Genomic DNA, 13,572 nt, shown 5'->3' on the forward strand with positions numbered 1-13,572 from the left:
TAGACGTCAACTTATCCCTTGTCAACGCATACGGAGTGAATCATGGCACAGGCACTGTTAAGAACGGTGGTGGATAACAGCAGCGCGCCGCTAAGCCAGACCGGAGAGAAAGTGTTGTCGGTGCAGGGTCTGGGCAAGCGCTGGGGCGAGAACCGCGTGCTGGACAATGTCAGTTTTGATCTGCATGCGGGAGAAATGGTCGCCGTGATCGGCCGCTCGGGCGCAGGCAAATCGACGCTGCTGCATATGCTTAACGGCACTATCGACGCCTCGGAAGGCGCGGTGTACAGCCTGCGCGGCGGCGAGCCGCAGCGCAATCTGCTGGCGCTCAACAGCCGCCAGCTGCGCCAGTGGCGCAGCGAATGCGGCATGATTTTTCAGGACTTTTGTCTGGTGCCGCGCCTCGACGTGCTGACCAACGTGCTGCTGGGCCGTCTTAGCCAGACCTCGACGCTGAAATCCTTTTTTAAACTCTTCTCCGACAGCGACCGCGCCCATGCCATCGAACTGCTGCAGTGGATGAATATGCTGCCGCAGGCGCTGCAGCGCGCCGAGAACCTGTCGGGTGGCCAGATGCAGCGCGTGGCCATCTGCCGCGCCCTGATGCAGAACCCGAAAATCCTGCTGGCAGACGAGCCGGTGGCGTCGCTCGATCCCAAAAATACCAAACGCATCATGGATGTTCTGCGCCAGGTGAGCGAGCAGGGCATCAGCGTGATGGTGAACCTGCATTCGGTTGAGCTGGTGAAAAGCTACTGCACGCGCGTGATCGGCATTCAGCGCGGCAGGGTGCTGTTCGACGGCCATCCGGCGCACCTGACCGACAGCCTGCTGCAGCAGCTGTACGGCGATGAAATTAATCAGCTTCACTAACCTCCACGGCAAGAGAAAAACCTCGAATGAAACTGACTTTATTAGCGTTACTGACCAGCGTAATGACCTTTGGCGTGAACGCAGCGGATGCGCCGAAAGAGCTGAATCTGGGCATTCTCGGCGGCCAGAACGCCACCCAGCAGATTGGCGATAACCAGTGCGTGAAGGACTTTTTTGATAAGGAACTCAAGGTTGATACGAAGCTGCGCAACTCCTCCGACTACGCGGGCGTAATTCAGGGGCTGCTCGGCGGCAAGATCGATATGGTGCTGAGCATGTCGCCCGCTTCTTACGCCTCCGTCTATCTGCAGGATGCCAAAGCCGTGGATATCGTGGGCATTCTGGTGGACGACAAAGATGGCTCGAAAGGCTACCACTCGGTGGTGATCGTGAAAAACGACAGCCCCTATAAAAAACTGGAAGACCTGAAGGGCAAATCGTTCGGCATGGCCGATCCTGACTCGACCTCCGGCTTCCTGATGCCGAACCAGGCCTTTAAGAAGCAGTTCGGCGGCAGCGTCGATGACAAGTACAACGGCTTTTTCTCCAGCGTCACCTTTTCCGGCGGCCACGAGCAGGACATTCTCGGCGTGCTGAACAACCAGTTCGACGGCGCGGTGACCTGGAGCTCGCTGGTGGGCGACTACAACAGCGGCTACAGCTCCGGCGCTTTTGGTCGTCTGATCCGCATGGATCACCCCGATCTGATGAGGCAGATCCGCATTATCTGGCAGTCGCCGCTGATCCCGAACGGCCCGCTGCTGGTGAGCAATAAATTGCCGGCCGATTTCAAACAGAAAGTAGTTGAGACGATTCAGAAGCTGGATAAAGAGCAGCACGCCTGTTTCGTGAAGGCCGTCGGCGGCGCGCAGCATATCGGTCCGGCGTCGGTGGCGGATTATCAGAATATTATCGATATGAAGCGCGACCTGGCGAAAGGACAGCGCGGCTAAGGTCGATACCCGGTGCTGACGCGGGTGACAGGGAGAGATCGCAAAGACGCAAGGACGGCATCCCTGCCGGCTCGGCCCGCGCGGGTACGCATCTCATCCGTGAGATGCGCTCGTAAACGGGCCAACGCGCGGCGTTGTTCAAAAACGCTCCCGGCGTTTTTGTCCATGGCGCGGGACGCTTTGCTCTTCTCCCCCTGTAACCCGCTGAGTAAGCCATTCTGCGGCCTGAGAATCTGCCTGTTGCACGCTCAGTTAATTTCTTTTATTACGCAGGAATCTTCTTTTGACTGACTTTGAACGCTACTACCAACGCATCCGCAGCCAGCAGAAACGCGACACGCTGATCTGGTCGCTGCTGCTGGTGATGCTCTACCTGCTGGCAGGCAAAATGTCAGAGTTCAGCCTGACCACGCTGTGGGCGTCGATGCCGCACTTCTTCGACTACCTGTGGGAAACGCTGCCGGTACTGCATTTTTCCACGCTGTTCGACGGCTTAAAAACGGAAGGATCGCTTGCCTACTGGGGCTACCGCCTTCATTTTCAGCTGCCGCTGATCTGGGAGACGCTGCAGCTGGCGCTCGCCTCCACTATCGTGGCGGTCTGTATCGCTGCGGTGCTGGCCTTTTTCGCCGCCGACAACACCAAAACTCCGGCGAGCCTGCGCTTTGCTATTCGCGCCTTTGTCGCATTTCTTCGCACCATGCCGGAGCTGGCCTGGGCGGTGATGTTCGTGATGGCGTTCGGCATCGGCGCCATTCCCGGCTTTCTCGCGCTGGCGCTGCATACCGTCGGCAGCCTGACCAAGCTCTTTTACGAGGCGATTGAAAGCGCCTCCGACAGGCCGGTGCGCGGCCTGGCCGCCTGCGGCGCCAGCAAACTGCAGCGCATGCGCTTCGCTTTCTGGCCGCAGGTGAAACCGATCTTTCTCTCCTACAGCTTTATGCGTCTGGAGATTAACTTTCGCTCCTCGACCATTCTGGGGCTGGTGGGCGCGGGCGGCATCGGCCAGGAGCTGATGACCAATATCAAACTCGATCGTTACGATCAGGTCAGCATTACGCTGCTGCTGATTATCGTGGTGGTATCGCTGCTGGACACCTGTTCCGGTCGGCTGCGCCGCCGCGTCGTGGAGGGTTCCGCATGATCGCGCTGGCGCCGGACATCGGCAAAATCAGGCAGGAAAACCCTGCGCTGTTCGCGGCGCAGAAGCGCTATCTGCGCCGACTCGCGCTGGCGGCGATCGCCATCCTGCTTTACTACCTGTTCTTCTTTGAATTTTACGGTATCGAGTGGAGCCGCGCCGCAATGGGCGCGCAGCAGCTCGGCCGCTATTTTTTGCGCATGTTCGTCTGGCACGATTTCGTTAACTGGCCGTTCAGCTACTACTTCTCGCAAATCGGCATTACGCTGGCGATCGTTTTCGCCGGCACCCTGACCGCATCGATTATCGCGCTGCCGCTGTCGTTTTTCGCCGCGCGCAACGTGATGCACGGCCGCGCGACGCGGCCGATCGCCTGGGCGGTGCGTCGCCTGCTCGATCTGCTGCGCGGCATTGATATGGCGATATGGGGGCTGATATTCGTCCGTGCCGTCGGCATGGGGCCGCTGGCGGGCGTGCTGGCGATTGTGATGCAGGATGTCGGCCTGCTGGGCAAACTCTACTCGGAAGGACACGAGGCGGTAGAGCGCTCGCCGAGCCGCGGCCTGAGCGCGGTCGGCGCCAACAGCCTGCAAAAACACCGCTTCGGCATCTTTACCCAGTCGTTTCCCCATTTCCTGGCGCTTAGCCTCTATCAGATCGAATCCAATACCCGCTCGGCGGCGGTGCTGGGCTTTGTCGGCGCGGGTGGCGTCGGGCTGGTTTACGCCGAGAATATGCGCCTGTGGAACTGGGACGTGGTGATGTTTTTAACCCTGATCCTCGTGGCGGTGGTGATGATCATGGATGCGCTCTCCAGCCGCCTGCGCAAGCGCTATATCAGCGGGAAGCCGGTGCCACTCTGGCAGCCAGCCGCGCGCGACTGAGCCGTTCGCTGCGCTGCCAGGCGCGCGCCAGCGCCTGCGCCAGCTGCGCGCTCTGCCAGGGTTTCGCCAGCCGTTCGCACAGCGGCAGCGCCACCGGCTGCAGGCGCAGATCCTGACCGCTGATCAGCAGCGTCGCCAGCTGCGGCCACTGCTGCTGCGCCTGGCGGATCACCTCGGCGCCGTTCAGGTCGCCGGGCAGCATCAGATCGCTGATCAGCAGATCGATATCGGGCGTCTGGCGCAGCAGCGCCAGCGCCTCTTCGCCGCTGGCGCACTCCAGCGTCACATAGCCGAGCTGGTGCAGATGCTCGCAGAGCGTCTGACGCACCGCCGGTTCGTCATCCAGCACCAGTACCAGCTTGTCGCGCGGCGTCGGCGGGGCGATCGGCTGCGCCGGCGGCGATGCGACCGCGCTGTCCGGCGCGCGCGGCAGCAGCAGGCGTACGGTAGTGCCCTGACCGGGCGCGGTGTCGATTTCGATCTGGCCGCCTGACTGCCGCACGAAGCCATAGACCATCGACAATCCCAGCCCGCTGCCGCTGCCGGTCTCTTTGGTGGTGAAGAAAGGCTCGAACACCTGTTCCCGCACTTCCGGCGTCATACCGCAGCCCTGGTCGATCACCTCAATCACCACGCGTTCCCCTTGCTCGCGCCGCTGACTGGCGATACGCAGGCGGATCTCGCCGCTTTTCTGCTGCATAGCGTCGCGCGCGTTCACCACCAGATTCATCAGCGCGTTCTCCAGCTGGCTGGCGTCGATCCAGGCGAGCCAGCCGGGCCGCGGCGCTTCGACCATCAGGCGCTGGCCGGGCAGCAGCGAGTGCTGTAGCAGATTTTGCAGCTCCTCCACCAGCTGCGCCACCGACACGGCGCGCGGATGCAGCGCCTGCTTGCGCGAGAAGGCGAGCAGCCGCTGGGTGAGCAGGGCGGCGCGATCCGCCGCCTGACGCGCGCGTTCGATGCGGCTCGCCAGGCTGCCCGGCGCCAGCTGGCCCTGCGTCAGCGCCAGGCTGCCGATGATTACCGCCAGCAGGTTATTGAAGTCGTGCGCGATGCCGCCGGTCAGCTGGCCGACCGCCTTCATCTTCTGGCTGTGCACCAGCGCCTCTTCCAGCGCCTTGCGCGCGGTGCGTTCCAGCACGGTGTTGACGATGCCGCGGCGCGGCACCGGGCTGAAGCGCAGCTCCAGCGTACGCCCGTCCGCCAGCCGCACCTCCTGCGGCTCGCCCGGATGCTGCAGATCCACGCCCACGCGCCCCAGCAGCTGGCGATAGTGCAGGCCGCGATGCAGCGCCTCGCCGGAGAGACCCAGCAGCTGCGGATACTGCGCATTCCACACCACCAGCTGACCCTGGTTGTCGAACAGCGCGAAGCCGTCGCGCATGGCGAGAAAGGTGGATTCAAGCTGGCTGCTCTTCTCCTTCAGCAGGCGCGAGGTGTGCGCCAGCGAGGCGGTATTGCGGGCAAAGACGTTAAAGGCGCGCGCCAGATCGCCCAGTTCGTCGCGCCGCTGCAGGCCCGGCACCGAAACATGCTGTTCTCCCTGCGCCAGCCGCGTCATGGCGTCGGCGATGGCGGTCAGGCTGGAGCCGAGGTTGCGGTAGATATAGATCCCGGCATAGCCGGTGATCGCCAGTGCCAGCAGGGCGAACAGCGCGATAAACAGGATCACCGAGTTGAGTTCGCGATGGGTCTCCGCGCTGCGCATTTCGCTCTGCTGCGCCACCTGCTGCACGCAGGCGGTGATGTCGTCATTGAGCGCCGCCACCAGCGCCTTGATGCGATAGGTTGAATAGGCGATAGCGAGATCGTTCTCCGCCAGGCGATCCGCCAGCGGCCGCAGCGACTGCTGGGTGGCGATCAGCCGCGCGATTTTCTCATCCAGCACCGCATCGCCGGAATCGGGCCGCCACGCCGTCATCACCTGCTGCAGCTGGTCGACGACCGCGACAGGCGACGGCGTGCGGATCGCCGCCGCGAGCAGCCGCTCGGTCTGCTGACGCAGCTCCGCCGCCGGGCCGCGTCGCGCGACGAGCTGGTTGATATGATCCAGCAGCAGCTGCGACTGCCACAGACCACTGAGCAGGGCGTTGCGCTGCAGATGGCGCTGATGGCCGTTGATCAGCAGCTGAGTAATGGTCTGCTCCAGCATCAGGCTGCGCGCGCGGATGCGCGCTACCCGCGCCGTCTGACGCGCCGCGAGCGGCGCCGAGGCGAGCAGCGTCAGCGACTGCTGCAACGCCTGCTGGTTCTGCTGCAGCCGCTGCGATTCGCTCTGATACTCCAGCGCTCCCACCACCTGCGACAGGCGCACCGCTGCCGTGGCGACGCTGGCGGTATCGCGCGCCAGCGCCAGGCTGGCGCTCATATCGCTCAGGGTTTGCGCCTGCGCCAGCTCCTGGATGCGTCCGGCATGGCGAAAGCCGAGTATCGCCACCGCGCTCACCATCAGCGTGACGCACACCACCAGCAGATTAAACAGCAGCAGGCGGCCGCGCGCGCCCGCCTGCCAGGGATGTTGATGTCGCATACCGCGCCTCCGCGCCCGCCGTGACTGAGGCGAGTATAGGGCGCGGCTCAGGCGCATTTATGACAAATATGAACGGCTGCTGACATTTTCCATTTATCTGGCGCTGCTTTACTCAGCCCTCATCACCGTTATCTGGAGCGGTCCATGACAGCCACACCGATACTGCAAATGCGCGACATCACGCGGCGCTTCGGCCAGTTTTATGCGCTAAAGGGAGTCGATCTCACGGTGTATGCCGGCGAAATCCACGCGCTGATGGGCGAGAACGGCGCGGGCAAGAGCACCCTGATGAAGATCCTCGCCGGCGCCTACAGCGCCACCAGCGGCGAAATCCTGATCGACGGGCGTCCCTATGCGATCCGGGGACCGAAAGAGGCGCTGGCGGCGGGCATTACGCTGATCTATCAGGAGATCAACCTGGCGCCCAACCTGACGGTAGCGGAGAACATCTTTCTCGGCAGCGAAATGACGCGCGGCGGGCTGATTCGGCGTCGCCAGATGGCCGAAGAGGCGCAGCAGGTGATCGATCGCCTCGGCGCGCAGTTTAGCGCCACCGACCGCGTCAGCCGCCTCAGCATCGCCGAACAGCAGCAGGTCGAGATCGCGCGCGCGCTGCACCGCAACAGCCGCATTCTGGTAATGGACGAACCCACCGCCGCGCTAAGCAACCGCGAAACCGAGCAGCTCTTCGCGTTAATAAAGCGCCTGCGCGCCGAAGGCATGGCGATTATCTATATCAGCCACCGCATGGCGGAAGTCTATGAACTCTCCGATCGCGTCAGCGTGCTGCGCGACGGGCAGTATGTCGGCAGCCTGACTCATGACACCCTGAACGCCAGCGAGCTAGTGCGCATGATGGTCGGCCGTCCGCTGAGCGATCTCTTTAACAAGGATCGCACTATCCCGTTCGGCGACATTCGTCTGGCGGTCAATCACCTGACTGACGGCGGCAAGGTGCGGCCGAGCAGCCTGGCGGTGCGCGCCGGGGAAATCGTCGGGCTGGCCGGACTGGTGGGCGCAGGGCGCAGCGAGCTGGCGCAGCTGATTTTTGGCGTGCATAAACCCAGCGGCGGCGAGATCTGGATCGACGGTCAGCAGGTCGCTATCCACTCGCCGCGCGACGCCATTGCGCGCGGCATCGGATTTCTTACCGAAAACCGCAAAGAGCAGGGGCTGTTTCTGGAGATGGCGGCGCAGGAGAACATTGTGATGGCGACGCTGGAGCGCGACGCCAGCTACGGGCTGCTTAACCGGCGCAAAGGCAGGCAGATCGCCGGCGATGCCATCGCCACACTCAACATTCGCGTGCCGCATGCGCAGGTGCGGGCGGGCGGCCTCTCCGGCGGCAACCAGCAGAAGCTATTGATTTCGCGCTGGGTATCCATTGGGCCGCGCATCCTGATTCTGGATGAGCCGACGCGCGGCGTCGACGTCGGCGCCAAAAGCGAGATCTACCGCATGATGAATCAGATGGCGCAGCAGGGCGTGGCGATCCTGATGATCTCCAGCGAGCTGCCTGAGGTGGTCGGCATGAGCGATCGGGTGTACGTGATGCGCGAGGGCGCTATCGCCGGGGAGCTGGGTAAAGATCAGATCAGCCAGGAAAACATTATGACGCTGGCCACCGGGGCGCATAGCGCCTCGCCGCAGGAAATATAAGGAGAAGAGATCGATGACAGAGACCACGCGGGCGAAACCGCCCACCGTTAAGCGGGCGCTGATAGGCGACATGCTGCAAACCGTCGGCATTTTGCCGATCCTGGTGCTGATTGTGGTGGTATTCGGCTTTGTCGCGCCGAACTTCTTCACCGAGGGCAATCTGCTTAATATTACCCGCCAGGCCTCGATTAATATCGTGCTGGCGGCCGGTATGACCTTTGTCATCCTGACCGGCGGCATCGACCTCTCGGTGGGCTCGATGCTCGGCACCACGGCGGTGGTGGCGATGGTCGCCTCGCTCGATCCGATGCTCGCCGGCATGACCATCCCCATGGCGCTCGGCGCAGGCCTGGTGATGGGGCTGTTCAACGGCATTCTGGTCGCCTGGGCCGGGCTGCCGCCCTTTATCGTCACCCTCGGCACCTATACGGCGCTGCGCGGCGCCGCCTATCTGCTGGCCAACGGCACCACGGTGATTAACTCCGATATCAGCTTCGAGTGGATAGGCAACGGCTATCTCGGCCCGGTGCCCTGGCTGATCGTGATCGCCTTCGCCGTGATCGCCGTCTGTTGGTTTATCCTGCGCCGCACCACGCTGGGCGTTCATATCTACGCGGTAGGCGGCAATATGCAGGCGGCGCGGCTGACCGGCATTAAGGTCGGCGCGGTGCTGGTGTTCGTCTACGCCATGAGCGGGCTGCTTTCCGGATTAGGCGGGCTGATGTCGGCGTCGCGCCTCTATAGCGCCAACGGCAATCTCGGCGTCGGCTATGAACTGGACGCCATCGCCGCAGTGATATTAGGCGGCACCAGCTTCGTCGGCGGCATCGGCACCATTACCGGCACGCTGATCGGCGCGCTGATTATCGCCACGCTCAATAACGGCATGACGCTAATGGGAGTCTCCTATTTCTGGCAGCTGGTGATCAAAGGCGCGGTGATCATTATTGCGGTGCTGATCGATAAATATCGCACCCGGCACCACGTCTCCTGAGCGCGGCGCCCCTTTTTTACCCTACGCCATTCAGCCGTTGGCGATTCTAATAACAGCAGGAGAAGCTCTATGCGTTTTAATCCGATCGTAACCGGGCTGCTGGCGGCAACGCTGTTCAGCGGCGCCTTCGCCCAGGCGAAAGATCTCAAATCCATCGGCGTCACCGTCGGCGATCTCGCCAACCCGTTTTTCGTGCAAATTACCAAAGGCGCGGAGATGAAAGCGCGCGAGCTGGCGGGGGACAAAGTCAACGTGACGCTGGTCTCCAGCGGCTACGATCTGGGCCAGCAGGTGGCGCAGATTGATAACTTTATCGCGGCGAAAGTCGACATGATTATCCTGAACGCCGCCGATTCCAAAGGTATTGCGCCAGCGGTGAAACGCGCCCGCGACGCCGGGATCGTGGTGGTGGCGGTCGACGTAGCGGCCGACGGCGCCAACGCCACCATTACCTCGGACAACACCCAGGCGGGCGAGATGGCCTGTAAATACATCTCCGATCGCCTGAAGGAGAAGGGCAATGTGCTGATCATCAACGGCCCGCCGGTTTCCGCCGTGCAGAACCGCGTCGAGGGCTGCATGACCGAGCTGAAACGCCATCCCGAGATCAAGCTGCTCTCCTGGAACCAGAACGCCAAAGGCAGCCGTGAAGGTGGGCTGGAAGTGATGACCGGCCTGCTGTCGGCCAATCCGAAAGTGGACGCGGTGTTCGCCATTAACGATCCGACCGCCATCGGCGCCGATCTGGCGGCGAAACAGGCGCAGCGCAACGAGTTCTTTATTGTCGGCGTCGATGGATCGCCCGACGGCGAAGAGGCGCTGAAGCGCAAGAATTCGCTCTTCGTCGCCACCCCTGCGCAGGATCCGCAGGTGATGGCGGCGAAAGCGGTCGAGATCGGCTATGACATTCTGCAGGGCAAACCGGCGCCGGATAAGCCGGTGTTGATCCCGGTTTCCCTGATTGATCGCAACAACGTCGGCAGCTACAAGGGCTGGACGGTGAAATAGCCGCGTTCCCGGCTGTTCGCCCTCAGGCGCTCAGCCGGACCGCTTCCGGACGTGCCACATCGGCGGAAAAGACATAGCCGAGGCCGCGAATGGTGCGGATCAGGCTGGGCTGATGCGGATTGGTTTCAATTTTGCGCCGCAGCCGCATAATCAGCACGTCGATGGTGCGGTCGAAAACGTCGAGGCTTTCGCCGTGGGTCAGCTCCAGCAGCTGATCGCGCGTCAGCACCTTGCGCGCATGGCGCACCAGCGCGCGCAGCAGCGCATATTCGCCCTGCGTCAGCGGCACCGATTCGTGCTGCGGATTAAGCAGCTGACAGCGCGCTTCATCCAGCTGCCAGCCGTTAAAGCGCCAGCCGCTCTCCGCCGCCGCCGGCTGCATAAGCCGACCGCCGCGCCGCAGCGCCGCGCGCGCTCTCGCCACCACCACGCGCGGATTAAAAGGCTTGGCGATATAGTCATCCGCGCCCATCTCCAGTCCGACCACCATTTCCGCTTCGGAGCCCATGCCGGTCAGCATGATCACCAGCAGGTCCGGGCGCTGACGCTGGAGCTGTTGCAGCACCAGCAGGCCGTTGGTATCGGGCAGCATCATATCCAGCATCACCAGCGCGATGTCGCCGTGCTGCGCCAGCAGCGCCGGCGCGTCGCGGCCGTAGTGGCAGCAGTAAACGCTAAACTGTTGTTCATCCAGCACATCCTGCAGCAGTTCGCAGACGGCTTTATCATCATCGACAACCAGAATGGCGGGCTTCATGCAGCGCGACCTCGGGGTTAAAAAAAGGTTAACAAGAGTGTACATGGCGCGTTTTACGCCGCATCGACAAGCGATGGAAACGTGAGCGATATCGCCATCGGCTTTACTGAAGCGTGCGTTGGCGCAGAATTTTCCGGCGTCGCAGGGGAGGCGATGAAAACGATTGCGCGGTAGCGGGGCAATGCACCATAATCGCGCCTTCTTTTGGTTCAGATTTCTCTTAGAAAATGCCAGGCCTGACAAGGTAAACGATTGCGTTTGCGGCTGGCATAGCGATTGCTATGACTTCAGGCCTTATGGAGATTCAGGGCGTGACGACAGCGGCCGTCAGCATGCAGCGGCGCGTCGTGCGGTACCACAATAATCAGCATGTAACCCACACTGGCAAGTGAGAACGCGCATTCGTGCCGTCTCCGCTCTTGAGAGATGATGATGTTAGAAAAATTGTTCAAGCTAAAAGCGCATAACACGACGGTCCGCACCGAAGTGATCGCCGGGATCACCACCTTCCTGGCGATGGCCTATATCCTGTTTGTTAACCCAAGCATTCTGGGCGCTACGGGGATGGACAAAGGCGCGGTTTTCGTCGCCACCTGTCTGGCGGCGGCGATCGGATCGGTCCTGATGGGGCTGATCGCCAACTACCCGATCGCGCTGGCGCCGGGCATGGGGCTGAACGCCTTCTTCACCTATACCGTCGTGCTGCATATGGGTTACACCTGGCAGATCGCGCTGGGCGCGGTGTTTTTGTCGGCGGTCATCTTCTTTGCGCTGTCGATTTTCAAAATCCGCGAGTGGATTATCGCCAGCATTCCGCTGCCGCTGCGCGCCGGCATTGCGGCGGGCATTGGGCTGTTCCTGGCGCTAATCGCGCTGGAAGGCGCAGGCATCGTGGTGGATAACCCGGCGACGCTGGTCGGGCTGGGCGATCTGACCAAACCCGGCCCGCTGCTGGCGCTGCTGGGCTTTGTGGTGATTGTGGTGCTGGAAGCGCGTCGCGTCACCGGCGCGGTGCTGATCGGCATTCTGCTGATTACCTTTATCTCTATGGGCATTGGCCTGTCGCCATTTGCCGGCGTTTTCTCCGCGCCGCCGTCGATCGCGCCCACCTTTATGCAGCTCGATATCGCCGGCGCCTTTAACGTCGGCCTGGTCAGCGTGATTTTCGCCTTCCTGTTTGTCGACGTCTTCGACAACACCGGCACGCTGCTGGGGGTGACCAAACGCGCCGGACTGGCGGACGAACAGGGCAATATCCCGAAAATGGGGCGCGCGCTGGTGGCCGATAGCGCCGCGGCGCTGTTTGGGGCGCTGCTCGGCACCTCGACCACCACCAGCTATGTGGAATCCGCAGCGGGCGTGAGCGCGGGCGGACGCACCGGCTTAACGGCGGTCGTGGTCGCTATTCTGTTCCTGCTGGCGCTGTTCTTCTCGCCGCTGGCGGGCAGCGTGCCGGTCTACGCTACCGCGCCGGCGCTGCTGTTTGTCGCGGTGCTGATGGCCTCCGGCCTGGCGGAGATCGACTGGAAAGACATCACCACCGCGGCGCCGGTCACCGTTACCGCGCTGACCATGCCGCTGACTTACTCTATCGCTAACGGCATCGCCTTCGGCTTTATCACCTGGACGGTGGTGAAGCTGCTGAGCGGCCGCACGAAAGAGGTCAACGCGGCGCTGGTGATCCTCTCTTTACTGTTCGTGATCAAGCTGGGCTGGCTCAGCGCCTGATAGCGATCGCCGCGCTGATGCAGACTGTGCGGCTTATTCACCCTCTGCGCGGAAGACAAATGTTCTCTTCCGCGCTTTTTTTTGTCTTTCCAACCGGTTTGCGTACTGGCTTCCAGTGTGCGTCGAAAAACCTGTTACCGCCGCCTGTCTGCAGATAGGCTGCCACTCTTGAAACCACTCTGCTCTGCTACCCCATGGCTAATTTTCAACGAATTAGCGGAACGTGGAATGTTATGTAAACGGAAATTTGGTTAAATTGCCAGCAGCAAGGGCAGGCGTTAGCGACAGAATGAACAACGTCGTAAGGAGAAGGAACCTCATAGAGCACTCATTAAACCCTGAGCCGCGCTATTTGCCTCCGCTTTTACTCCCTCTTCGTCAGCCAGGAGGAAACAAGATGGAACGACTGACTAAACGTGTTGATCGGCTAGAACAGGATACGCATCAGATTAAAACCGACCTGGCTGTGCTGACCGAACGCTCGCAAAATTTTGCCACTAAGGCGGATGTGGAAGGGTTGCGCACGGACCAGTTCAAACTGCGCTGCGAAATGCTTGAGGGATTTGCGCGGCTTGAAACGCAGACTGCCGCGCAGTTCGCCCGGCATGACAAGAGCTTTGCCCGAATTGAGAAGCAGACCGCCGAACAATTTGCCCGAATTGAGAAGCAGACCGCTGAACAGTTTGCCCGGCATGACACGAGCTTTGCCCGAATTGAGAAGCAGACCGCCGAGCAGTTTGCCCGGATTGAGAAGCAGACCGCCGAACAGTTTGCCCGGATTGAGAAGCAGACCGCCGAACAGTTTGCCCGGTCTGAGAAGCAGACTGCTGAACAGTTTGCTCGTATTGACACGAAGTTTGCCCGTATAGATGAATGGACTAAGCGTGCAGACGAGAACTTTGTCTCTATTGACGAGAAGTTTAAACGCATTGATGAAAGATTTGACCGTCTCAACGATCGCATGACCTGGACGCTGCTGGTGCCAGCGGTGTTAGCCGTGCTTGGCTGGCTGGCGAGAGAGTTCTGGCTGAAAATGTAGCAAAGC

General features: G+C 61.6%; 11 protein-coding genes. 9 read left to right on the top strand and 2 right to left on the bottom strand.

What is annotated here, in order from left to right; all coding sequences use genetic code 11:
- Positions 1-42 precede the first annotated feature (42 nt).
- The 4 genes from phnC to phnE (PVE98_RS07195) all read left to right on the top strand — a co-directional run bounded on the left by phnC (position 43) and on the right by phnE (PVE98_RS07195) (position 3,851).
- On the top strand, positions 43-873 hold the full coding sequence (phnC, locus tag PVE98_RS07180; RefSeq protein ID WP_096073404.1) for a phosphonate ABC transporter ATP-binding protein: 831 nt from the start codon (positions 43-45) through the stop codon (positions 871-873).
- Between the two features lie 26 nt (positions 874-899).
- Positions 900-1,826: a phosphonate ABC transporter substrate-binding protein gene (gene phnD, locus PVE98_RS07185; protein WP_313621338.1), complete on the top strand. Its 927-nt coding sequence runs from the start codon at positions 900-902 to the stop codon at positions 1,824-1,826.
- A gap of 283 nt (positions 1,827-2,109) precedes the next feature.
- Positions 2,110-2,970: a phosphonate ABC transporter, permease protein PhnE gene (gene phnE, locus PVE98_RS07190; RefSeq protein WP_313621336.1), complete on the top strand. Its 861-nt coding sequence runs from the start codon at positions 2,110-2,112 to the stop codon at positions 2,968-2,970.
- The gene (gene phnE / locus PVE98_RS07195; RefSeq protein ID WP_096073402.1) at positions 2,967-3,851 is read left to right on the top strand and encodes a phosphonate ABC transporter, permease protein PhnE; all 885 of its coding nucleotides are present in this window, start codon (positions 2,967-2,969) and stop codon (positions 3,849-3,851) included. Before phnE (PVE98_RS07190) ends, phnE (PVE98_RS07195) begins: the two co-directional genes overlap by 4 nt.
- Here the strand turns inward: phnE (PVE98_RS07195) and PVE98_RS07200 are convergent.
- Positions 3,805-6,381, bottom strand: a complete 2,577-nt coding sequence (locus PVE98_RS07200; RefSeq protein WP_096073401.1) for an ATP-binding protein — start codon at positions 6,379-6,381, stop codon at positions 3,805-3,807. The two genes, phnE (PVE98_RS07195) and PVE98_RS07200, sit on opposite strands and share 47 nt — an antisense overlap.
- Positions 6,382-6,525: 144 nt before the next feature.
- Between PVE98_RS07200 and PVE98_RS07205 the strand changes: the two genes are divergently transcribed.
- The 3 genes from PVE98_RS07205 (at position 6,526) to PVE98_RS07215 (ending at position 10,042) form a co-directional block, all read left to right on the top strand.
- Positions 6,526-8,040 carry a sugar ABC transporter ATP-binding protein gene (locus tag PVE98_RS07205; protein WP_096073400.1) on the top strand — a complete coding sequence of 505 codons (1,515 nt, stop codon included), beginning with the start codon at positions 6,526-6,528 and terminating at the stop codon, positions 8,038-8,040.
- Between the two features lie 13 nt (positions 8,041-8,053).
- Entirely contained in the window at positions 8,054-9,034 is a 981-nt protein-coding gene (locus PVE98_RS07210; protein ID WP_033791420.1) for an ABC transporter permease subunit, read from the top strand.
- A gap of 69 nt (positions 9,035-9,103) precedes the next feature.
- Positions 9,104-10,042, top strand: a complete 939-nt coding sequence (locus tag PVE98_RS07215; RefSeq protein WP_033749891.1) for an ABC transporter substrate-binding protein — start codon at positions 9,104-9,106, stop codon at positions 10,040-10,042.
- A gap of 22 nt (positions 10,043-10,064) precedes the next feature.
- On the opposite strand, the gene PVE98_RS07220 is transcribed toward PVE98_RS07215, so the two are convergent.
- Positions 10,065-10,799 carry a response regulator gene (locus PVE98_RS07220; protein WP_096073399.1) on the bottom strand — a complete coding sequence of 245 codons (735 nt, stop codon included), beginning with the start codon at positions 10,797-10,799 and terminating at the stop codon, positions 10,065-10,067.
- Between the two features lie 429 nt (positions 10,800-11,228).
- On the opposite strand from PVE98_RS07220, the gene PVE98_RS07225 reads away from it, so the two are divergent.
- Together PVE98_RS07225 and PVE98_RS07230 are read left to right on the top strand one after the other, a co-directional pair.
- On the top strand, positions 11,229-12,527 hold the full coding sequence (locus tag PVE98_RS07225; protein WP_222707488.1) for an NCS2 family permease: 1,299 nt from the start codon (positions 11,229-11,231) through the stop codon (positions 12,525-12,527).
- 397 nt (positions 12,528-12,924) lie between these two features.
- Positions 12,925-13,566 carry a hypothetical protein gene (locus tag PVE98_RS07230; protein WP_096073398.1) on the top strand — a complete coding sequence of 214 codons (642 nt, stop codon included), beginning with the start codon at positions 12,925-12,927 and terminating at the stop codon, positions 13,564-13,566.
- Positions 13,567-13,572 lie beyond the last annotated feature (6 nt).

Origin of the sequence: Pantoea sp. GABEPS69 (assembly GCF_045780835.1) — a bacterium.
GTDB classification, from domain to species: Bacteria; Pseudomonadota; Gammaproteobacteria; order Enterobacterales; family Enterobacteriaceae; genus Pantoea; species Pantoea septica.

Bases quoted from the DNA above. Each gene is read 5' to 3' on its own strand.
- phnD (WP_313621338.1), top strand. From the start codon at position 900: ATGAAACTGACTTTATTAGCGTTACTGACCAGCGTAATGACCTTTGGC.
- PVE98_RS07200 (WP_096073401.1), bottom strand. From the start codon at position 6,381: ATGCGACATCAACATCCCTGGCAGGCGGGCGCGCGCGGCCGCCTGCTG.
- PVE98_RS07225 (WP_222707488.1), top strand. From the start codon at position 11,229: ATGATGTTAGAAAAATTGTTCAAGCTAAAAGCGCATAACACGACGGTC.
- PVE98_RS07220 (WP_096073399.1), bottom strand. From the start codon at position 10,799: ATGAAGCCCGCCATTCTGGTTGTCGATGATGATAAAGCCGTCTGCGAA.
- PVE98_RS07230 (WP_096073398.1), top strand. From the start codon at position 12,925: ATGGAACGACTGACTAAACGTGTTGATCGGCTAGAACAGGATACGCAT.
- PVE98_RS07210 (WP_033791420.1), top strand. From the start codon at position 8,054: ATGACAGAGACCACGCGGGCGAAACCGCCCACCGTTAAGCGGGCGCTG.
- PVE98_RS07205 (WP_096073400.1), top strand. From the start codon at position 6,526: ATGACAGCCACACCGATACTGCAAATGCGCGACATCACGCGGCGCTTC.
- phnC (WP_096073404.1), top strand. From the start codon at position 43: ATGGCACAGGCACTGTTAAGAACGGTGGTGGATAACAGCAGCGCGCCG.
- phnE (WP_096073402.1), top strand. From the start codon at position 2,967: ATGATCGCGCTGGCGCCGGACATCGGCAAAATCAGGCAGGAAAACCCT.
- PVE98_RS07215 (WP_033749891.1), top strand. From the start codon at position 9,104: ATGCGTTTTAATCCGATCGTAACCGGGCTGCTGGCGGCAACGCTGTTC.